Consider the following 20,634-nt stretch of genomic DNA (forward strand, 5'->3'; position numbering starts at 1 on the left):
CTTCAACTCGTACGCGTCGAGATTGAGAGGCGGGCGCTTGCGGGCAGGGAGCTACGCCCCGAAGGGCGTCATGCTCCTACGCTTTAGCTGTATTTTTAACGCGCCCGCAAGCTGAGCATCAAATCGGCGCACACCATTGAAAGCACACGCAGCGCGAGCTGTCATCTTTTTTGTTGCGGTGCGGCGAAAAGTTCAACTGAACCATCCTCTCGCTACGCGATCAAAGGATGGTGGGCGCGACAGGGATCGAACCTATCACGGGTTGGGGTCTAATGGCCCGTTTTCATTGACTTCCGTGACTCTTGAAACCGAGTTTTACACTTCGGTTTTACAGAATGCGCCACGAACGACCTCAAGATTCGCCGTCTGTTCGCGGGTAGCCCACTCAACGATGTTTGCGCCATGGCGCTTGGTAGATTGGCTGGAAATGGTCCGAAGTACGCCGCCCAGACCCCGCGCAGGAACAGGCAAAACATCGCCGATGGCGGTCAAAGCACATCTCAAAGAGCCAGGAAGGAATGCGCGCTAATCCCGCTGTTGGCGCTCAAACGACGACGCCATCCCGACCCAGAATCAGGCATTAACGGCGGCGGTGCGTGAAGGCACCGCGACGACTACGGCACCCGCTCTGCTCTCATCCCGAGTAGGCGTCTCTGTTGTAAGCATGCTGCCAGCACAATGCGGCGGGTGACCGCAAACGCTTGCGCATGGCCCTCCAAGCGCGATGGCGGGTCATTCTCAGGGTTCGCCGAGCTTGCCCTGCACGCGGACCAGAGAGCGCGAGGCATTTTCGTGATCGGGGGGATAAGCCACCGGCGTCCACACTTCCAACGCCGACCGGTAACACTCGGCGGCTGCGCGCCAATCCGCTGCGTCCGAGGTGCGGCCGCCGCGAGCTTCAAGCGCACCGCCGAGATAATTCTGGGTTGCGGCCCAGTGCGCCGGGGTGCTCTCGCGTTTGTAGACCTTGAGCGCCAGGCGATGGGCGGCGACGGCCTCGCGCAGCGCCTCGTCGTCATCGCGCTCGCCCAGTGTTCGAAGCACACCGCCGAGACGGTTCTGGGTCGCGGCCCAGTCCGCCGGCCTGCTCTCGCGAGTGCGGACCTCGAGCGCTAGGCGAAAAGCGGCGATGGCCTCGCGCAACGCATCGTCGTCGCCGTGCTCGCCCAGTGTTTGAAGCGCACCGCCGAGATTGTTCTGGGCCGTGGCCCACTGCTCCGGGGCGCTCTCGCGGGTGTAGACCTCAAGCGCCGAGCGATCGGCGGCGATCGCTTCACGCAGCGCCTCGTCGTCGCCGCGCTCGCCGAGCATTGCCAGCGCAGCTCCGAGATTAATCTGGGTCGCGGCCCAGTTTCTCGGCGTGCTCTCGCGTTTGTAGACCTTGAGCGCCAGGCGAAAAGCAGCGATGGCCTCGCGCAGCGCCGTGTCGTCACCGCGCGCGCCCAATACCAGCGCAGCTCCGAGATTGATCTGGGTCGCGGCCCAGTCCGCCGGCGCGCTCTCTCGCGTGCGGACTTCGAGCGCCAGGCGATGGGCGGCGATAGCCGCACGTGACGCATTGTCGTCGCCGCGCGAACCCAGCACTGCCAACGCAGCGCCGAGATTGTTCTGGGTCGTGGCCCACTGCTCCGGGGCACTCTCGCGTGTCCAGTCGCGCAGCAGCGCGCGGTAGCCATCGATCGCGGTCAACAACAGCGACTTGTCCACGAGTGTGTTGCCGATGTCCTTGAGTGCGTTCGCTGCGTTTCCTCTGAGTTCGAGCGGATAGCGCTCTGGGTTGTCCAGCACCGCGACCAGCGCCCGTTTCGCATTGCTCTGGTTGCGCAGGCCGAGCTCGCTAAGCGTCTCGATTGCGGATTGGGCCGCACCAGCGTCGTCGCCGTCGAGCACGCCCTGCAAGCGGCGCAGATCGCGTCCGGAAGCGACGCGCTGCATTACCGAGAGGAGTTGCAGCACTCCGGCGATCAAGGCGAGGTCCATGAGCATACGGAACGCGAATGTCGCGTGCCGCCCGCCGAGCCCCGTCGCGGTGACGCCGGAGATGTTTTGCACGCTGTACACTTCGGAATAATCCAACAGCGGCACAGCTTTCAGAAACTCGCCCAGCGTGTACGCGGCGTGAGCCCAGGGGCCGAGCCCCGAGGGAATATCGAACAAGCTGAACGCCTGGTCGAGGCGATAGAACAGGAGCGGCGCAACCAAGAACATGCAGGCGATGGCGAACATCGCCTCGTGGATCAGGTCTTCATCGCCTTGTAGACGGCGCAGATGCTGGGGCACTTCATTGGCGCGGTCTTCCTCGTCCCAGCCCCAGCGCCGGACTGCCGCGAGAACACCAATCACGCTCAGCAACAGCGCAGCAAGCGCGAACATGAGCGGCGCAAAGGCACCCGTGACCGCCAACGCGACGAACATCGCAATGAGAAGCCCCCATCGCCCGATGCGCGCGAAGCGACCTTTGACCCAATGAAGACCGAACAGCCAGGACACGCGCTCGACCAACAACGTGTCGATGACAGCTAGACCGCGTCCGAGAGCGTCGAGCGCTTGCTGCAACCCTCGCGGCCAGAGCCACCCGAGCATGACGCCGACAACGATCGCCGCTGCGAAGAGGGCGCCGGCTGCACCTAACTCGAGCCAAGTCTCCATGACTTTCCCCGCCAACGTCCCGGTCCGTCCCGGGCAGGGCGAGTGTCCACGCTTTCTAGTAGCCCGCAACCGCCTTCGCGGAAGCGCAGGTCCTTCGAAACGAACTCTTGGGAAATCCGAAGCGTCCGACACTGCGGAGGCTCATGCTGGTAGGCGGCTCTACTCGTGGCGTATAGCGCAACGAGAGCCCGTAACGGCCGACCATGTTATGGCTAAGCGCACTCCGGCATGCCATCGAACATGAGGGACAAGTGCCCCCCAAATACAGAACGCGGACCACCCGGCCCACGGCTGCGGAGAATCAACCGTCGCCGCACCTAATCGCAATCCAAAACACACAGGGCCAACCATTGCCCTCCGGACAAGACCTTACCGATGACTGCAATCTTGAGGCATCCCTGCCCCCATTTCGACGCTGGCCGAGCGAGGCCCGCCCTCCGCTATGAGACCGCGTTGCAGGTCTAGTGATTGTCTTCTGATGCATCTCGAAGACGACGCGCCGCGTCTGCGGCGAGCTTTCGCTTGGACACGTAGCGTTTGAGAATTGCCTCCACGCGGCCCTCTTCCCAGCCCATGAACGCGGCGATCTGTTGGGCACTGAACCCGGCAGAGGCGAAGCGCGTCGCCGCTGTCCCCCGCAAATCGTGAAAGCGCTTGTTGACACCGATCGCGTCGCGCGCGTCGCGAAAGGCGTTGCCGAGACCGCTCTGTGTCCAGGGCCGGCCGAGACCGCTGGTGAGCGCGGTCGGCGCAATGCGCGGCGCGCTTTCTAGCGCCGCGCGGGACTCGGGCAACAGTGGTGGGGTCGCGCGCGTGCGACCGCCACTCTTGTTTGTAACGCGTTCCACTATACCGACATCGAAATCGATCTCGTCCCAGGTGAGCGCGATGAGATCGCCTTGGCGTAATCCGGTGTAGACCGCGACCGTGATGGCGCGCGCGCACTCGGGCGTCGCCGCCGCCAGCAGGCGCTGCAGCTCGTCGTCGGTCCAGATGATATCGGAGCGGTTGGCGCGGTGAATGCCTTCGATCCCGCGTGCGGGGTTCTTGGTGACATAGCCATAGCGCACGCCCCATTGCAGCAACGCGGAGAGCACTTCGACGCGCGTGTCGGCGGCGCGTGGGCGGTCCGCCACTTCGTCCCGCCAGGTCCGAATGCGCGCGGGCATCTGTTCAGACTTGAGCGCCACGACCGCGAGCGTGCCGAAGTGTTGGTCGATCGCTTCGAGTACGCTGCGATACAGTTTCTGCGTGGACGGGGCGAGACGCTTGAAGTCGCCGCTCGCCTTGTAGAGACCAACGAGGCCCGAGATCGTTTGCCCCTGCGCGCCTAGTATTACTGCGGATGGAGCCACGCGAACCGAGTGCGCTTTGCGATAGGCGTTGATGTAGCCCTGCGGATCGGTGTCGGGATCGGGCAGCCTCGGACCACCTCTGTAGGCGTAGTGATATTCCCGGTCCTTCGCGCGCACGATGTGCACGCCGGGCAGATATGGGCGCTTTGCTTTGCGCGCCACTAGAGCGTGTCCGGGCGTTGGACACGGCGCGACGAGCCGGGCTGATCTAGGAACGCCGGACAAGATTGTGCTCCGCTTCCCACGCCTCTAGCGCCTCATCCGCATCGTCTGTCGCCACTGCTGGCTGGCGCGTGTCGGCGGTGATCAGCACCGACCCGTCCGCGCCCAGACGCAAGGCCTTGGGCGTGATGCCCAACTCGGCCGCCAGGCGCGCGATGCGGCGCACCTGTGCGTCTGGCGCGTAACGGGAGCGTTGCCGCGCCACCTACGCTTGCTCTTGCGGTTCGGTTGATGCGGCCGGGACTTTACCAACGAAGACGCGCGCGCGGCGGCGCACGTTGCGTTTGCCGCGCTTCCAATTTTTGCGGAGTTCGCGGAACAGATACTGCGTCGCCGTCCAGTCCCAGCCGCGCTTGAGGCGTTGGCATTCGGGACTCTCGTCGATGTGACGCATCACTTGTGGGAGATCAAAACATCCGGTCGCATAAAGTGCTCTCCCCCGCGCGACCTGGCGCAGATCGAAGACTTTGAGCGCCTGCCGCGATCGCCGCATTCGACGCCGAAGCGCGAACAGCTCGCGGTGGAGCGGATCGTCTAGCTGCCATTCATCGATGCGCAGTTCGTCGTAGATGATGACGATGACGATCGCGCCCGGCAGGCCGATACGGCGGATTTCATCAGCAAGTGCGCGATCATCGATCTGACCGCGATGGCCAATCTCGACGACAATGCAATCGACGCTTTGGGCGCGGATACTGGTTTGGTGCAGCGGCTCTTGGCGAAAGGCGTAGTCCCGACGCAACGGGTGGGTGCGCAGCAGGTCCAAGTTCTCGCTGCGTATGATTGCGGCCATCGAAAAGTTCTGCGAGCCAAAGGGCACAGCCTTGGCGCGCGCTGCGAGCTCGACGTGAGGTTCGATGCCGTGCCACCTGCCAGACGGCCACGTGCCGAGGAAACGGGTGATGGCGGTTGACCCGCAATTGAAGTGCGCGCCCGTGTTCAGCGTGCGGTTGCGCGGATCAATTGCGTCGAAAACGACGCTCTCGAGGTTTCGATCCGGCGCGAGTTCTGGATAGGGCACATTCACAAGCGACGGCGGCTGTTGGCTGGGTTTGGGACGGAGCTTCACGGCCGCCCCCGCTCGATGCTCTCCAACCAATCACGCCGTGCGTGACGCGAATAGTAAATGCGCCCGAGATGCTCGATCCATTTCGGGCCGCGCCCCGCTTTGCGCCAACGACTTGTCGTGCGCGTGCTGCGGCGGATGCTCGCCGCAAATTCGCGGTCTGAGATCAGGTCATTGTCATCGGTCATGTCGTTTCCTCCGTGTCTGCGAAGGAGCGCGAGATGATCCGCGGGTCGTTGCCTTACAATGAGCCGATGCCCATTTCAGTTTACCGCGCGAAGGGTCAGACCCTTGCTAGCTATCCCTGATTTTTCTGTTTGGCTTCAGCGGATTGGCTGAGATTCTGCTCGTACCCGCCACCCGTTGATTTTTTTGTGCGCGCGACGTTGTTTGCGTTGCTCTTTCCGCCCCTTGCTTCGGGCCAGCGAACGAACGTCGCCATCCAACTTGCTTGCTTGTAGGTCAGCTCCTCATACTGAGGGACGAAGTGCTTTTTCCAAAGCGCCTGGATGGCAGGCACAACTTCATTTTCCTTGTGCCCGTGGTTGATGGCGCTGATACCAAGCTGGCTGGCCGCTAGCTTCATAACTTCAAGGAACGGCGAGAGTGGTTGGGTCACGTTCTCCAACTCGGCGCGGACGGCGGGGGCGCGGAGCCAACTCTGAAGATCGTCCTCTTTCACAACATATATACCCCGCCTCCCTTCACCCACGTCGTGCCAACCGCTCCTTAGAGCTTGGGCGATCAGCTGATCGTCTCCCCAGCGCACGCACGGGACTTTGGTTGGCGACGGCTCTGCGTCCGTTATTAGCCAGACGGGCAGCGCGTCGTCGCACAGTTGGCGTTGAAGGGCGACAAGCGCACGCCATTCTTCGTGCGCCGGATAGCGCCGGCGTTTCACGTCGTCAGCCACAAGAGAGTCGAAGAACACTTTCCCAAGCGCGACATAACCCTTGGGCAAAGCAAGCAGCGTGTCGTCGAAGACAAAACCTATGTGGCCGGTGACAGCTTTGATATCATCGCCGTCATCGTGCGCGTGGATCGAATTCTTGGACATCTGCTAGCCCCATCCTGAACGCTTCATGTCGGGATGACATGCGCCACTCCCAAATTTGCTGTTCGGGGAAGGCTCCATCAAGACGGCTTGGGGCTTGACGTGGGGCTGAGTGGTTCAATCGGAGCCCCTTGCAGGTTCAATGGGATCAAGGAGCGCGGCGGTCGATGCTGGTAGCGTCGCCGATAATCGGATCGATGATGGCGCTCTGCGCCGGCCACAACGCCCAGACAAGCGTACTGATCCAGCCGAGCCCGGTCCACGCCGCGCCGAGATTGAAGGCAAAGATGGGCCAGCGGTAATAGTGGCGGCGACGAAACGCGATGATCGCGGGAATGAAATAGATCAACGCGGCCAGGATGAGGAACCCAACGAGGTTGATCCCATCTTGGAGCTGGCCCCAGGCGGCTGCTCGGGCGAAATGTTCCTCAGCAGCGGCGAAATCAGGTGGCGTGTCGGATTCAGCGACGGAGCTGGCGTCAGCTTGTTGAATGTTGCTGTCGATGTCGTCACGGCCACACAAGTCGTCGGGTGTAGTGATCGTGCCCGCAGCGCGACCTTCACGAAACTCTTGCAATGAGAGCGGCGGCAGCTCAACGGATGCCCGGTTATCGTTCAGGCAGCGCAACCCTGCCGCCTCGGTGGCGGCGTCATTGCCCGCCGCTTGCTGCTCCGTTTCTGGAGGCGGCGTCTCGACGCCATACTCGCGGAGATAGCCGTTTAGCCGGTCGGCGTTGCTCTGCGCGGGTTCCTGCGGTGACGTTTCGTTTTGTGCACGAAGCGCGGCTTGTTCGGCCTCCCACTGACGCATGTAGGCTTCTTCTTGCGCCTGTGCTCGCGCGTTGAACTCTTCAGCGCTTTCCTCGCGCGCTTGGGCGAACGCGCCACCCAAGGGTGCGGCGAGCAACAAAGCGCCCAGCAGACCCGCAACAAGTCCCCAGCGGCCAGCTCCCATCTCCCCCTCCGCCTCACACCAATACGGTGTACCCGATAATGCTGTTTATGGGGAAGGCCGGATTGCCCCCGGCCCATGCCCCGTTCAGTGTTCACCGATGCCTATGCCGCCTTCCGTGACACCCTCGTCGCGGTCCGCAAGGATGCGGGCGTCACGCAGATTGAGCTGGCCGAGCGCCTGGGCAAGCCGCAGCAATTCGTGTCGAAATACGAACGCGGTGACCGGCGCGTCGATCTCATTGAGTTCGTCGCCGTCTGCCGGGCGCTCCGCATCGATCCGAAAGAGGCGTTTGCCTTGGTCTTGCGGCGTTTGCCGAAGTCGTTCGACATCTGAGCCTAGCGTGCGGCGGCCATCGGCACGCCCCGTGGAGAACGTGGTCGTGTGCTTGCCGGTCGAGTTGCTGAGCGCAGCGGCCGGCGTCGGCGCGGCGTGTCGAGGCACGCTCGGCGGACGAGGTCGTGCACCGGGCCGAAGTCGGTGTAGCGCTCATGCAGGGCTGCGGCGAGGTCCGGCGCGCCGGCACTACGAACAGCGTCGATCACGTCCTCCAGCTCAACATTGAGGAAGGTCACCTTCCCGTCCGCGTTGGTGAGCCGCGTGGCGTACGCGCGCGCCGCGCGTTGCACATCACGGTTCTGTCGCGGCGCGATGAGCATGAAGATGCCGCGATCGTAGAGGCCGGCGTCAACGGTCGACTGCGCCAGCATGTGGCCACGCCAGAGACCTTGCAGCGGATTCTTACGCAATGCCTCGTCGTTGGGCTCCGCGTAGAGACCGCTGGAGCGAGCGAGTTCATCGTAGCGTGGGCGCAGGCGCGCCTCCGGTTCGGTCATGCTCTCGCTGTATTTGACTTCGACGGCGAGAAACGCTTTCGCCCCATCAGGTGCGCGCGCGGTGGCGAAGGCGTCGAAGGCGGTGCCGTCGGCGGTGAAGGTCGGATCGCCGCGGCCCGGACTGTGCTCGAATTGAATGTGGCTGATCTCTTTTGCGATGCCCGGCGCGAGTTGGTTGAAGACGCGGCGCGCAAGTTTCTTGTCGGCCTTGAGTGGCGCGAGCAAATTGAAGCATAGGGGCATCGACGACAGCAGGTTGGCGTGCATGCGTTCGATGTCGACGAGCGCACCGGGCTCGCGGTAAGCGAGGTCGAGGCGGGCTTGGCCAAAGATGTCGGGCGTGATGAAGTTCGCGCCCTCACGCGCGGCGTCGACGGCAAGACGCGAACCCAAGCGGCGGCGTGCGCCGGCGGCGTTGGTGTAGTGGCCTTCGGGGAGCTTGCGTCGCTCGCGCCAGAGCGCTTGCAGCAGCCGCGCGGCGGCGCGGAAGCGGCTGTCGTGACGCTCGTAAACGTGCGCTTGGCGAAGCAGGCGCTCCGGGATCAGCGGCAGCAAAAGTTCGGGGTTGTGCAGCGCCATGTGTGCGGGCCTCCAGTTGCGGGGAGGTTCACGGTGAGTGGCGAGAACTTGCCTTCGGGTTCATCCCATGTGTGGACGGCACCCTGCTGGCAAGGAAATCTCTGATCATGCTCGGCGGTCGGTGCGCCCATGTGTCCGGCCTGTTGATGCAGCGCGAACACCGCTGGCCTTCATGCTATCCGCTGACCAGATCCCGATCAAAAGCACGCGCTCGAAGACGCTCTGGGATAGATGGGTTTGCCTGGTCCCCGGTTCGACCGGTCTTGCATGATTTCGTGATCGCCCTTTCCAACCTCTGTGCGCGCCGCGATGGGACGCGCGTTCGTTACGCGACCTGCAATTGAGGCTCGCGATATTGCTCACCCTTGGTCATCAGCGCCCAGACCATGCGCGCGGTCTTGTTCGCGAGCGCCACAGCGGCGATCTTTGATGTTCTGCGCTCGAGCAATTTCACCAGCCAGGGCCGCTTCGTGCCGTGGCGTTGCGCATAGCGGATCACCGAGAGTGATCCCGCGACCAAGAGCCAGCGGAGATAACTGTCGCCGCGCTTCGATATCGCGCCCAGGCGCTCCTTGCCGCCGGTCGAACTCTGCTTAGGCACCAGACCAAGCCAAGCGGATAGCGCTCTCCCTGATTTGAATGTCGATGCGTCGCCGATCGTGGCGGCGAGCGCACTCGCGGCCAACGGACCGATGCCAGGTATCGTTGCGAGCCGGCGGCTCGTTTCATTGCCGCGATGCCATGCGAGCACCTGCCGATCGCAATCCAAGATCTGCGCCTGCAGCTGATCGTACTGATTGACGAGATACCCGAGCGCGCGCCGGACCATCGGCGTGATGCGCTCATCCTTCTCATCGCAGATGATCTGCACCAAGCTCTCAAGCCCGATACGACCGATCGGCGCGATCAGCCCAAACTCCGCCATATGCGCACGAATGCTGTTTCCCACGCGCGTTCGATGACGGATCAGCGTGGCGCGGAGCTTGTGCATCGCCAATACACTCTGTTGTTCCACCGACTTTACCTCGGCGAAACGCATGTTCGGTCGGGTCACCGCTTCGCAGATCGCCTCCGCATCAGCTGAATCGTTCTTCTGGCTCTTCACGTAAGGCTTCACATACGCTGGCGGCTTCAGCTTCACCGTGTGCCCTAAAGCGCCGATCTCTCGCGCCCAATGGTGGGAGCTGGCGCAGGCTTCAATGCCCACCAAACACGCAGGCTCGCAAAGAAGTCTCTCACCTTCGCTCTCGTGATGCGCTTTCGAAAGACCACCTCGCCTTCAGCATCGACGCCATGTGCCTGAAACACGTTCTTCGCGATATCGAGACCCACTGTAACAACGCTCTGCATGCTGCCCTCCTTTGACGGAGCTGAACCCTAGATCAGGTTCGCCGCCGCCGGTCGGGCGCCGTCCACAGCATCAATTGCAGACTCTCGCGTCGCGCTGCCCGAAAGCGGACATCGCCCTCTCGTCCCCGAGGCGCAATCAATTAAGTTCGCCCTATGCGGATGATGTGTTGTGCGTCGTCCGCGCGAAGCGCGGGCCGCAGGGGTGATGAAGGAGCACCGCGTCTCGGCCCTTAGGCGGCGATCGCTGATCGTATTCTGTTCTAGAAGATCGTGACACAAGGCACCCGGAGATGTCACAAGGCGGACCTCGTGCTCAACGGTTAATGGCGATGATGGTCAAAGTGAACGCGCCAACTGAGGCGGAACTCGAAAGCCGCATTGCTTCGGCGCTGGCGAGGGCGCTTCCCCACATTCCGCGGCAAGACTTGGTCCAGCAGCGCTATTTCAAACTGCAAATGGGCCACAAGACCGAGGACTACGACAGCGTAGCCAGTTGGACACTTCACGGTAAGGCCGACATCCTCATCTTCTACCGAGAGCGCGCATTGGCCGTACTTGAAATCAAGCGCGAAACAATTTCCCTGACAGACGCGGACTACAAGCAGGCGCAAAGCTACGCCAACCAGATAACACCGCGCCCTCCGCTGGTCATCGTGAGCAACGGGCAGCACACGCGAGTTTACGATTCCAACACTGGACTGAGATGGACCTCCGACAACGATGAGTCCGTGCTGACGCTTCTGAAAAACGCGACCAAGGTCGCGGCCGCAGACATGCGTTGGGCAATCGAAGCGCTGATGGGGCGCGAGACGGACCTATGGACTCGCGTCGTGCGGGGCCGCACAAACGATCTCATCAACGAGATGATCGATCATGAAGGAAACCCGCGGCGGCCTTTCGCTGCAAATCTTCTGTTCCCGCGTCAGATAACCGCGGAATTGCTCCGGTCGCTTCCAGACGACGTGCGCTTCATCTTGATCGAGGGAACGCCCGCCACGGGCAAGACAAACGTAATCCGCGAACTGGCGCTTCGAACCGAGAACAGCGATAAGATCGCCATTCTGATGCTGCGCGGCAATGGACCAGGTTTGTTCCAGGCAATCGCCAATCACTTTGCCGCTGAACTCGAATGGAATCTCTCGCCCCAAGACGTGCGCCAGTGGCTACGTCGCTTGTCCCGCGGCAAGCAAGGTCCAGCACTTGTTCTCGCAGTGGACGGCGTGCGACGCGAAACGCGCATGGCCGAGGATTTGGAAGAGCTTGCGACAATGCAGCTCGGCGACAACCTCAAGATCGTGATCACCACGGATGACGCCGCTGCTCTAACGCGTCTTCCGGGAAACCGTGGTGAAACGGCTCTAGGTGTGCGCGCTCGGACGCTCGAACTCGGGCCACTCGGGCTGGATGAATTCCGCTCCGCACAACAGCTGTTGGTCGAACGCCAAATCGGCTTCCTGGATGGCGCTCAATACGCGGAAGACTATCGCGCGCCCTGGCTCCTGCGTGCGATCCACGATCAGTTTCAGCGCGATCCACAATCCGCGACGCATAGCATACTGTTGGACGCCACCCCTGGACTCGGAATCTTCCGCGCTGCGCGAGACAGCATTCCGGTCGATGCGGACACCGCCAGGAATTACAGACTTGTCGCCCGCGACTGGGTGGCGGATGACGCCGCGCAACCGGGCGCTTCCGCGCTGGCGTCGTCGTCAGGCTTCGTCATACGTCGCGATCGACTGAGTCAGACGGGTGCCGCCGCAGCGGCCGCTCTCGCCGACGCCGGTCTACTGGCTCCCATCCGACTGCGTGACGGCCAAGACGTCTACGCACCCACGCTCCCCTCTTCATTCATGCTCGAACTTGCGACCGTGGTCGGCCACGAACTCATGGAACGCAGCGGAGCGGATCCGTTCTCCGCAGGCGTGTGGCTAGGACGTCGTCTAGACGGGACGTTTCTGGGCGATCTAATCGGCGCGCAAGCAGTCGTGCAGGCCGGCGTCACTAAGGGCGCATTCAGCTCAGGCATCATCAGCGGGCTGCTGTCGATCACACCCCAAGAACAGCTCATTGATGACGCCATGATCGCACTGGCGGCTGAAGATGGTCGACTGGTCTATTTCATCATCAAAGGAGGCGCCGCGTTTGAATGCGACGACCGCGGCATCGCCAGCGGAGAAGCGATCGATCTTGGGGCCGAGCGTTCGCGAATGCTCGAAGACACGACGGCCTGGATGATGCTGGGACACCTCGCACACGTTCCCAGCGTCGCAGACGGCTCGGAGGCTCGCGCGGACGCCTCGATCTTGCTTGAGATCGGCACCTGCCCCTTCCCGTTGATGCGCGTCAATGAACTCGGTCTGCCGCACCTTGAGCATGATCTCGGAGCTTTCGGACGGGTGCTCTGCACTAACGAGGGTACAGTGGAACCGACAACGCAGGCCATCATGCATCTGCTGGCCGGGTCGTGGCCGCACAAGGAAGCATGGATCGCCGAGGCAATTGCGAAGGATTCACTTCCCCTGACGCACCGTATCATGCTGGCGCTGCGCGGTGTTCGCAGGGTCGCGTCGCCCGATCACGCGGCGTGGGCCGAGGCTGAACTCGACACGGTCGTAATGCCTGTGGTCAATGCGCGGCTCGCAAAAGCGAGCGACATGACCTCCAAGGCTTCATCGGGATAGGTACCGCAGCTCAATCCCAATTTGAGACCTAAGCCGCCATCTGCCCGCTAGCGGACATCAGCCGCCAATTGACCCTACCGGAGGATGCGATAGCAACTCCACCAGGTCATGACACTGCGCTACATTCCCACCTCATTTCCAAACCCGACCGTCGCCGATATCGACGCGCGGTTAGACGACATTTGCGTCAACGAAGGCGTTTCCATCCCGTGGGCTATAGAGAGCGGCAGCCGCGCATGGGGCTTTCCTTCGCCTGATAGCGACTTTGATTGCCGGTTCGTGTTCGTCCGCCCGATAGAGCAGCACCTTTCCCCGTGGCTTCGTCGCGACGTGATCGAAACGCCGCTTGTCGGCGAATTGGATGTGAACGGCTGGGACCTCGCGAAGGCGTTCCATCTATTGCTCAAGGGCAACGCTGTAATCATCGAATGGCTGCGGTCTCCCATCATCTATCGCGGGGAGCGCTGGTTTCGGGACGAGCTTCTTGGCTTCGCCACGCGGCTCGCAGATCGGGATCTGATCGCGAAGCATTATTTGCATCTCGGAGAGCGGCAGCGTCGCGTGTACTTCGCGGACGGCACCAATGTCCCGCAGAAGAAAATATTCTATGCGCTGCGGCCCGCAGCAACACTCCGCTGGCTACGTCATCACCCGGGCGCAGCCATCGCCCCCATGCACTTCCCAACGCTGATGTCAGAATGCGATCCACCCGCGGAGCTAGCTTCACTCGTTGCCGAATTGATCGAGCGAAAATCGGTCACACGCGAATTGGGATCCGAGCCTTTGCCAGCAGCAATTGCCGCCTTTATCGATAACGAATTCGAGCTTGCGCGCACGAGCTTTGCTTCACGAGCAGAGCCCGCATCGGCCGACGCACGATCGCAGGCCAAAAAGCTCTACCAAAAGCTGGTACATCGCGCGTTTGCGACTGCCCCTAGCTGAAGCATCCCATAAACAGCCATTTAGGCCCCGCTCCCGATAGCGGACGTTGGGCGGGCCTCTCGCTGAAAGGCCGCAGATGCAACGGGCGATCCCGTCCTTCTAAGCGGCCGTCGTCGTCTCGCTCTTGGAGGACGGAAGCTTGAGGGCGTCCACTAGATTCTTGGGCAGTCGACTTTCGAGCTGCCCGCTCGACGCCAACCTTCCAATCATCTTGGCCGTTAGGCCAACTTCGTTATCGCCCAAAGCGATTGCAATTCGCTTGATGATGGCGCTCCCGTCCAGCCTCGAGACACGCTCATAGGATATTTGTGCAGGCTTCCATTCGTCGAGGAGGAAGTCGAGAAACTTGTTCTTCTTCAGGATTTCGCCGCGCTTTTCTAGTATTGCGTCTAAAATGATCTGGCGAACCTCGTGTACGTCTTTTCCATATTCCGCGGCCAGCGGTTCTGGATCGATTAGAATATTGTCTGCACAGTAGACCGGCAGATGAATAAAGCGATCCGCCCCAGGGAAGGGGTTACCTTCGTTGTCGCCATCAATCAGGAAGTAGGCGTTCGACCAGCCGTCTTCGGCAAGCGACAACTTGTACAACGATTTCACGTTTGAAGAATTTCCGCAAAGCGAGGTAGCGACCTTGCCCCCGAAGTGGGCCGCGAGCGCGTTGACGAACCGTTCGTGTGACGCGTCTTCAACAAAAAACGTTGTCTTCGCGAACTCGCCCAACCGAATAATTTCTATAGCCTCGCCGGCAATGCGTCGGCGTTGATCTGTGCTGAGCTCCTTGCCCCACTTTACCTTTGACCCTTCCCAGAACAGGAATTGGGCTTTTGGCAGATACCGCCGCGTGAACATCGCCCTGCTATGGGTAACGACAATCACCTGCTTTCCATCGGTTGCGCAAATATCGTCCAAGAACCCAAATAGTTTCTCCTCGAGATGCCAGTTCAGATGCACCTCCGGCTCATCGATGAGAAAGACATCAAAATTGTCGCGGCCTGAGTGGATACATGTGACTAGGCTGAGGATCTCCTGTTCGCCGAGCGAAAGAGCTTCAATCGGAAACTCGATTGTGCCGTGCTTCCTCATCCGGATAAGGGGGCTGCCCGCTTTGTCATCCCAGTCAGCAACAAGTTCGTATTCAGCGAAAATCGTCTGAATCACTTTGTTAAACTCGCTGGTCACGGCGCCCATGTGTGCCCGTCGGTCCGTACCGTCGCGGCAACGCTGATCGAAAACGAGATAGTAGAGTTCGCCGAGCGAGGGATAGTTGTCAAAACTCGCGTCGTTGATATTCGCTGCCAGACGCTCGCCCATCAGGGTGTCAAACGTTCGGTTTTGCTGCCGAAAAGTCTGGACTATCTGATTTGCCGCACGGCGCTCTGAATTTCGCTTGGGACTGAATGCCTGGATCCGCAGCGCCTTGCTTGGATCTTTCGCAACCGGCCCCCCGCTTTTCAGTTGCTGCAAAACCTTCGTCTTGAGCGTTCCGTTCTCTCCCCCAATGAGATTCAGACCAGGCAAGAATTCCATCTTGCCCGACAAGATGCCGTTCAAGATGTTAAGGCTGACAAAGTCGATATAGTTTTGCATGCTCGCACAGATAAGCGGCTATTGGGTACGCGCAATACCCAACTTTGTGGGGACGCCGTCGACCGTTGTTTACGCTAGGCGTTTGGCCTCATCGCACGGTGCCGAATGTCTGGTTTCTGCGATAGGAGTCGACGTAAGGCGTCTCACTCTGCCCCGCCGCGGACGTCCGCCCATCCGCTGCATGGCGCGCGCGACACAGAACGCCTCCTTCAATCCGAGGGCCTTACAGGTTCAATCGGAGCGCGCCCGACCCTTGCGCTATGCTGGCGGTCGGAGCACGAGCACCAGCCTGTCTCGGTAGAGACGGCTCTCTTCGATGCAGATGATGTCCTCATGCGCCGGCGAACACACGAACATGCGCACCGGGCTGTGCAGCGCGTCACGGCGCGGCGTCGGCTCGCCAAGCCGGATGACCAGGATCTCCCAAGCGTAACGCCGGGCTTTAGCAAGAGCGCGATAGATTTCCGTGATGGCGCGTCCCCTGCGGGCCGCACGGTGCTTGCGGCCCGTGTAAGGCCCGCGGAAGCGCCGCAGATCACAGACATGAATGTCCACCCAAGGCGGGATGCGACGAAGCCAGTCGCCAGAAGCGCGTTTGATCATTTTCGGTGTCTCCGCCGCACCATGCGGCGGGCGCATATGGATGCTGGGGCCGCCGTCGCACACATGCTCCCGAGAATGCGCGCGCATCCCGTCAGAGGAAGCGCGCGAGGGTCTTGAGCTGGCGCAGCGTTGCGCCGTGGGCGTCGCCGCCGTCGAGGCAGATTTGGAGTTGCTCTTGAACGGCTTGCTGGCGTGCCGCGGCGATGGCGGCTTCCACGGCCGCGAGTTGCTGCGCCAACTCGAGGCACGGGCGCTGGCGTTCGACCATGACAATAGTCGCCGCCAGATGCCCCGCCGCGCGCCGGAGCCGTTTGGTGATGGCGTCGCGGGATGGTTGCTTGAGTTTCGGCATATGCCCTCCGTGATCGGCGCATATGCGGTCGACGGCGCACAGTCACCAGCCAGGGCGGATGACGCCGCACGCTTACACGACACGAACTCTATTGCTTCAATGCTGCGATGAAGCCGTCGTCGAACTGGCTACAGCGTGCGGGGTCGACAGCGTGACTACGCACGGCGTGTTGCACGCCGGTTCGCACTTCCTCCGCCGCTTCGCCGGGGCCGTGGTGGATGATCAGGAAGCGCACGCCGTCGCTGCGCGCGGCGGTCAAAGCTGAATAGATGTGCACGCATATCGACTCGATCGGCATGTCTCGCACATCGAGCTCGGGTGAACCTGCGTAGCAGGCACGCGTGAAGACCCATGATCCTTTTGAAGTCTCGAACATTTCTATCCCTCCTCTGCCGAACGCGGCATCCCCGCGCGGGTCATCGCATATGGACGGAGCGTGCGCGTCGCCTCAGCTGGTGCGGAGATCGCGGAGCGCGCTGCGCAAGAGGGATGCGGCGGCGGGTGCGTCGAGGGTGAGCGCGATCATGAGCTTGGCGCGGATGGCGCGCGTGTCGGTCGCGCGTGTTGCGGCGAGCCTTATCTGAGACTGATCGCGCTTACGCCGCGTGTGTGCGGCCTGACGGAGCTGCGCGCGAAGTTGCCTCGCCAAGGGGTGTGCGGAGCGCGCGGCCGCACGAAGCGAGATGGTGTGGCCGCGCCCCCAGAGCGCCAAGGCCTGTTCGGCTTTGCGGACGTTGCGGTCGTGCCGCAGCACCGCGCGATGGAGCGCAAAGCAGCGGAGCGCGAGCACGAAAGCAGGATCGTCTTTCTTCCCTATCGCCGGCGCACTCATGTTGGCGGACTGGCGGCTGCGCCGTCGAGGAAGGAGCGGAGATAGTCGGCGGCGCGTTGGGCGTGCCCGGCGGCGGTGAGCAATGCACCGGGGTCGCGGTCGAGGAGTTTGAGCCAGCTGTCGATGTAGCTCGCGTGACATTCAAAGTGATCGACCGCCAAGCCGAGCTCCGCGCCTAAAAAAGCGCTGCACAATTCCGCGGTGAGCTCTTCGCGCGCGTACGCGGCGAGTGAGGCGCGCGGTTGGAGATCGCGGGCAAGCCGCGTGGCGTGGCCGGTCCAGTGGCCGAGTTCGTGTAGGTACGTGCTGAGAAATTGCGCGGCGGAGACGAAGCTATGGCGCGGTGGGAGATGGATCGTGTCAGTAACCGGGTTGTAACAGGCGCGTGCGCCGCCGTACTCGACTAAGGCCGGGACGCGCGCGAACCGCGCCGCTAATTCGGCTTCGTTGTCTGCGGGCGGCGTGATCGTCGGCGTGTAAAAGTGTACCGGTAGTCCGCCGATTTGGTCCGCGCTGAAGACGACGTACGAACGCAACACGGCTCGTCGAGGTGTTGTCGCGTCCCCCTCGCCGTCTTCGGCGGACGTGCCATCGCTGTAGAAGACAATGGGTTGGCCGCGTTCGCCCCTGCGCACTGCCCCGCCCAGCGCCAGCGCTTGTTTGAACGTCAGCCAATGGCGGGATTTGTAGCCGTGTGTCTGCGCCGCCGCCCACAACGCAATGACGTTGATGCCTTTATACGCAACACCGTTCGCACGCAGCGGCAGGCCGAGCGCGGTGGCGCTGTCCCAGGGCTGGACCCAGGGGCGGACGCCGTTGTTGAGCGCGTCGATGATGTTTGCGGTGACACGGGCGGCGATGCTGCCTCGCGCGGCGGCGGGTGAAGGCGGCGACACGTTCGTGTTGTCGATGTCACGCTGCTTCGCCTTGTTTTGAGCCGATGTCGCCATGTGACCGGTTCAGTCGGCACGTGGCGAAGTTGCGCAAAAATCGGTGGTGCACGGCGCGCGGCCGTGCGCTCCATGTCTGCGCTCCTGGGCCTGCGCATCGTGCGCGGGCTCGTTTGGAGCATGAACTCATGAGACTTTCAGACAAATACCGCCCCCGTACGTTCGAAGACCTAGTGGGCCAAGACGACGTGGCCTCAACGCTGGGCGCGCTGGTGAAGCGTGACGAGCCCGCACCGATTCTGCTGTCGGGACCGTGGGGCACGGGCAAGACGTCTGCGGCTTTGGTGTACGCGCAGGCTCGCAATTGTGAGGCGCTAACCCCGTCCGGCTCACCTTGCCGGTCGTGTGTCCCCTGTCTGGCTTTCGAGAGCGATGAACGCACGTGGTTCTTTGCCGAAGTGGACGCGGCGCGCCACGGGCAGCGGGAGCACGGCGCATACCTGAATGAACTGGCGCGCACGAGTTCGATGTACAACGTCCGCCAACGCATGGTGGTGGTCAACGAGATCCATTGCGCCACGCCGAGCTGGGAAGAGACATTGCTGGGGTTGTTTGAAGCGCCCGGTGTCGCCGCGTTTGTGTTGACGACGACGGAACCGCATCGCGTGTCCGGACCATTGCGCTCGCGGTGCACACATGTCCGCACGCGCCTGTTGACGAACGGCGAGTTGGTGACGTTCGGGCGGAATGTGTGCGACGCCGAGCGCATCGCGTTTGAACCCGAGGCGCTGGCGTTGGTGGCGGCGGCGTCCGGCGGGCACGTGCGCGATTTTGTGATGGAATTGGAGCGGTTGAGCGCCGACGGCAGTGCGTTGACGCTCACGGCCGCCGCGGCGGGATTGTCCTTGGATTGGCCGGACACGGCGCTGCGCGTGGTGACGGCGTTGGCGCGCGGGAAGTACGACGCGGCGAAGGTGTTGGTGCGCGACTGGACCGCCTCCCCGCCCGAGAAGGCGCGCGCGTTGCGCGATGCGTACGTGTTTGTGGCGCATGTTTGCTTTGGCCCAACGCGCGCGTGCCCGGAGGCGACGGTGGCGTTTCGGTTGGCGACGCAGGCCGTTGTGGATGAAGCGGGGGCGGCGTTGGCCGCGTGTCCTGGCGGGTGCGGCGTGCCGCCGTTTTCGTTCGCGCTGGCGCTGGCCGAACAGTGGGGGCGCGCCGCGCCGCATCTGCACGATGAAGGTGATCTCGATGTCGAGCTGACGCGCGTGGCGCACGGCGTAACGCCGACGGACTTGTTGTTGCCGCCAATGACGATCACGCCGGTGTCCGCGCCGCCGCTGTCGCAGCGCCGCACCACGGTGCGCGCGGCCGTCGCGCATGCGCCGCGTGTGGCCCCGCGGGCGGCGTATCTGACGAAGGCGGATGTGCGTGGCGAGTACCGCGCCGCGACGTTGCTGCCGCAGATGTACGGGGCGTGGTTCAACACGCGGCTGGTGGTGCGCTGGGCCGATTATGGCGTGACGGAATGGAAGGACGTAGACGAACGGGAGGGCGTGACCACGCGGTTTTCCGCGTTGACCCATGAACTCGGCATGCGCGTGCGCGATCGGGTGGGCGACCCGGCGTTTCGGCTACATTGGCTCGTGCAGCATGAAGTGACGGCGCGCGGGTACGAGAGCTGGCTGCTGCTGAGTTTGCCAGTCGACGAACGGGAGGCCGCGCGCGCGTGGGTGGCGGCGCATTTGCCGTGGGCCGCCGGCGTGTTGGTCAACACGTTGGGTGTGGATGTGTGGCGCGCGCCGAATGTGACGGGGCGCGCGCATGTAGTGCATTGGTCGTTGGTGCGCGAGTTGTGGCGCGCGGTGGACCCGGCCTTGCGCGATGTCGATGAAGCAGGGCGACGCACCCCACTGCGCACGGTGTTGGGTGTGCCGGTGCAGGGGCCGCGCGCGGCGGGCGTGTTGCCGGACGGCGCGCGCCGGTGGTCAACGTCCCAAACGTTGGGGTCGCGTGTGTGGGCGGCGGCGGCGCATGACGAACGCTTCGGGTTCGTGTCGCCGGTAGGGTTGCGCGTGTGGCGCGCGGTGGACACGGGGTGGGAAGCCGATGAATGGGGCTATCGGCGGGATGAAGCGGCGCGGCGCGCGGCCGTCATTGCCGGGATCACCGCGCAGTTTCCGCCCGGCCAGTCGGCGCTGACAGATCTGACGCGCGAGAAGAAAATCCGCGCGTTTAACGACAGTCTGCCGTTTGATCCGATGAAGCGGCCGCGCTCACGTCCGTTGTGGTGATGCACAGAATGGGAGGCGCGCGCACGAACCCCGCGCCTCCCCTTTCGTGATTGGTTCTTCCGGATAAACGCAGGAGAGTAGAGATTAGTATTATGGGTAGTGTTGGTAGTGGTGTGGAGGGGTGGTGGTGTAGGTATTGGTATGGAGGAGGTAGTAGTATTGGGGGTAGTGGTATGGGTATGGAGTATAGAGGGGGTCGAGGAAATAATGCGGTTTAATCAGCGGAGTCACCACGCACTCGCGACGACTTCGGCCTGATTTTGAAGCGAGTGGTGAGCGATCGCGAGACAGACGCACTGCCGCAGCAAGCAAGTTGAGCTTTCACGCAAACGAACACACACCACTGAAGGCAGAGCTGCGCGAACTTGCGTTACTCGACGATCTTCA

18 protein-coding genes, 1 pseudogene and 1 riboswitch are annotated in these 20,634 nt (G+C 62.5%); of the genes and pseudogenes, 4 read left to right on the forward strand and 15 right to left on the reverse strand.

What is annotated here, in order from left to right:
- Window positions 1–62: 62 nt before the first annotated feature.
- Window positions 63–140: riboswitch (SAM riboswitch) on the reverse strand.
- A 598-nt stretch (window positions 141–738) separates the two neighbouring features.
- The 7 genes from ATE48_RS09005 to ATE48_RS19400 form a co-directional block, all read right to left on the reverse strand.
- Window positions 739–2,649, reverse strand: coding sequence for a tetratricopeptide repeat protein (locus ATE48_RS09005; RefSeq protein WP_066770371.1), 1,911 nt, complete (start codon window positions 2,647–2,649; stop codon window positions 739–741).
- Between the two features lie 461 nt (window positions 2,650–3,110).
- Complete coding sequence (locus ATE48_RS09010; protein ID WP_083197246.1) at window positions 3,111–4,166, reverse strand: tyrosine-type recombinase/integrase; 1,056 nt, start codon at window positions 4,164–4,166, stop codon at window positions 3,111–3,113.
- Between the two features lie 46 nt (window positions 4,167–4,212).
- On the reverse strand, window positions 4,213–4,431 hold the full coding sequence (locus tag ATE48_RS09015) for a hypothetical protein (RefSeq protein WP_066770373.1): 219 nt from the start codon (window positions 4,429–4,431) through the stop codon (window positions 4,213–4,215).
- The gene (locus ATE48_RS09020) at window positions 4,432–5,295 is read right to left on the reverse strand and encodes a hypothetical protein (RefSeq protein WP_066770375.1); all 864 of its coding nucleotides are present in this window, start codon (window positions 5,293–5,295) and stop codon (window positions 4,432–4,434) included.
- Window positions 5,292–5,480, reverse strand: coding sequence for a hypothetical protein (locus ATE48_RS09025; protein ID WP_066770378.1), 189 nt, complete (start codon window positions 5,478–5,480; stop codon window positions 5,292–5,294). The genes ATE48_RS09020 and ATE48_RS09025 overlap by 4 nt, the downstream gene beginning before the upstream one ends.
- Before the next feature lie 110 nt (window positions 5,481–5,590).
- Window positions 5,591–6,349, reverse strand: a complete 759-nt coding sequence (locus tag ATE48_RS09030; RefSeq protein WP_066770381.1) for a hypothetical protein — start codon at window positions 6,347–6,349, stop codon at window positions 5,591–5,593.
- 145 nt (window positions 6,350–6,494) lie between these two features.
- On the reverse strand, window positions 6,495–7,301 hold the full coding sequence (locus ATE48_RS19400) for a superinfection immunity protein (RefSeq protein WP_083197247.1): 807 nt from the start codon (window positions 7,299–7,301) through the stop codon (window positions 6,495–6,497).
- Between the two features lie 75 nt (window positions 7,302–7,376).
- Here ATE48_RS19400 and ATE48_RS09040 point away from each other — a divergent pair, with 75 nt between their 5' ends.
- Entirely contained in the window at window positions 7,377–7,634 is a 258-nt protein-coding gene (locus tag ATE48_RS09040) for a helix-turn-helix domain-containing protein (RefSeq protein ID WP_066770384.1), read from the forward strand.
- A 2-nt stretch (window positions 7,635–7,636) separates the two neighbouring features.
- Here the strand turns inward: ATE48_RS09040 and ATE48_RS09045 are convergent, their stop codons facing one another.
- Window positions 7,637–8,713, reverse strand: coding sequence for a PGN_0703 family putative restriction endonuclease (locus ATE48_RS09045; protein ID WP_066770387.1), 1,077 nt, complete (start codon window positions 8,711–8,713; stop codon window positions 7,637–7,639).
- 325 nt (window positions 8,714–9,038) lie between these two features.
- Window positions 9,039–10,063, reverse strand: a pseudogene (locus tag ATE48_RS09050) (IS110 family RNA-guided transposase).
- 341 nt (window positions 10,064–10,404) lie between these two features.
- On the opposite strand from ATE48_RS09050, the gene ATE48_RS09055 reads away from it, so the two are divergent.
- Both ATE48_RS09055 and ATE48_RS09060 read left to right on the forward strand, forming a co-directional pair.
- Window positions 10,405–12,744 (forward strand): type I restriction enzyme HsdR N-terminal domain-containing protein, encoded by a 2,340-nt coding sequence (locus tag ATE48_RS09055; RefSeq protein WP_228126873.1) that lies wholly within the window; start codon window positions 10,405–10,407, stop codon window positions 12,742–12,744.
- A 108-nt stretch (window positions 12,745–12,852) separates the two neighbouring features.
- Window positions 12,853–13,686 (forward strand): nucleotidyltransferase domain-containing protein, encoded by an 834-nt coding sequence (locus ATE48_RS09060; RefSeq protein ID WP_066770391.1) that lies wholly within the window; start codon window positions 12,853–12,855, stop codon window positions 13,684–13,686.
- A 99-nt stretch (window positions 13,687–13,785) separates the two neighbouring features.
- Here ATE48_RS09060 and ATE48_RS09065 read toward each other — a convergent pair whose 3' ends face one another.
- From ATE48_RS09065 to ATE48_RS09090, 6 genes are all read right to left on the reverse strand, one after another.
- The gene (locus tag ATE48_RS09065) at window positions 13,786–15,276 is read right to left on the reverse strand and encodes an AAA family ATPase (protein WP_066770393.1); all 1,491 of its coding nucleotides are present in this window, start codon (window positions 15,274–15,276) and stop codon (window positions 13,786–13,788) included.
- A gap of 258 nt (window positions 15,277–15,534) precedes the next feature.
- Complete coding sequence (locus tag ATE48_RS09070) at window positions 15,535–15,879, reverse strand: hypothetical protein (RefSeq protein WP_156767692.1); 345 nt, start codon at window positions 15,877–15,879, stop codon at window positions 15,535–15,537.
- Between the two features lie 91 nt (window positions 15,880–15,970).
- A complete protein-coding gene (locus ATE48_RS09075) occupies window positions 15,971–16,231 on the reverse strand; it encodes a metal-sensing transcriptional repressor (protein ID WP_066770398.1) in 261 nt (86 codons plus the stop codon).
- Window positions 16,232–16,319: 88 nt separating this feature from the next.
- The gene (locus ATE48_RS09080) at window positions 16,320–16,607 is read right to left on the reverse strand and encodes a hypothetical protein (RefSeq protein ID WP_066770400.1); all 288 of its coding nucleotides are present in this window, start codon (window positions 16,605–16,607) and stop codon (window positions 16,320–16,322) included.
- A gap of 72 nt (window positions 16,608–16,679) precedes the next feature.
- Complete coding sequence (locus ATE48_RS09085) at window positions 16,680–17,063, reverse strand: hypothetical protein (protein ID WP_066770402.1); 384 nt, start codon at window positions 17,061–17,063, stop codon at window positions 16,680–16,682.
- A complete protein-coding gene (locus ATE48_RS09090; protein ID WP_083197248.1) occupies window positions 17,060–18,013 on the reverse strand; it encodes an ArdC family protein in 954 nt (317 codons plus the stop codon). The genes ATE48_RS09085 and ATE48_RS09090 overlap by 4 nt, the downstream gene beginning before the upstream one ends.
- A gap of 128 nt (window positions 18,014–18,141) precedes the next feature.
- On the opposite strand from ATE48_RS09090, the gene ATE48_RS09095 reads away from it, so the two are divergent.
- Window positions 18,142–20,247: an AAA family ATPase gene (locus ATE48_RS09095; protein ID WP_066770404.1), complete on the forward strand. Its 2,106-nt coding sequence runs from the start codon at window positions 18,142–18,144 to the stop codon at window positions 20,245–20,247.
- Window positions 20,248–20,634: the final 387 nt, after the last annotated feature.

It is taken from the genome of Candidatus Viadribacter manganicus (genome assembly GCF_001679665.1).
Lineage (GTDB): Bacteria > Pseudomonadota > Alphaproteobacteria > Caulobacterales > Aquidulcibacteraceae > Vitreimonas > Vitreimonas manganica.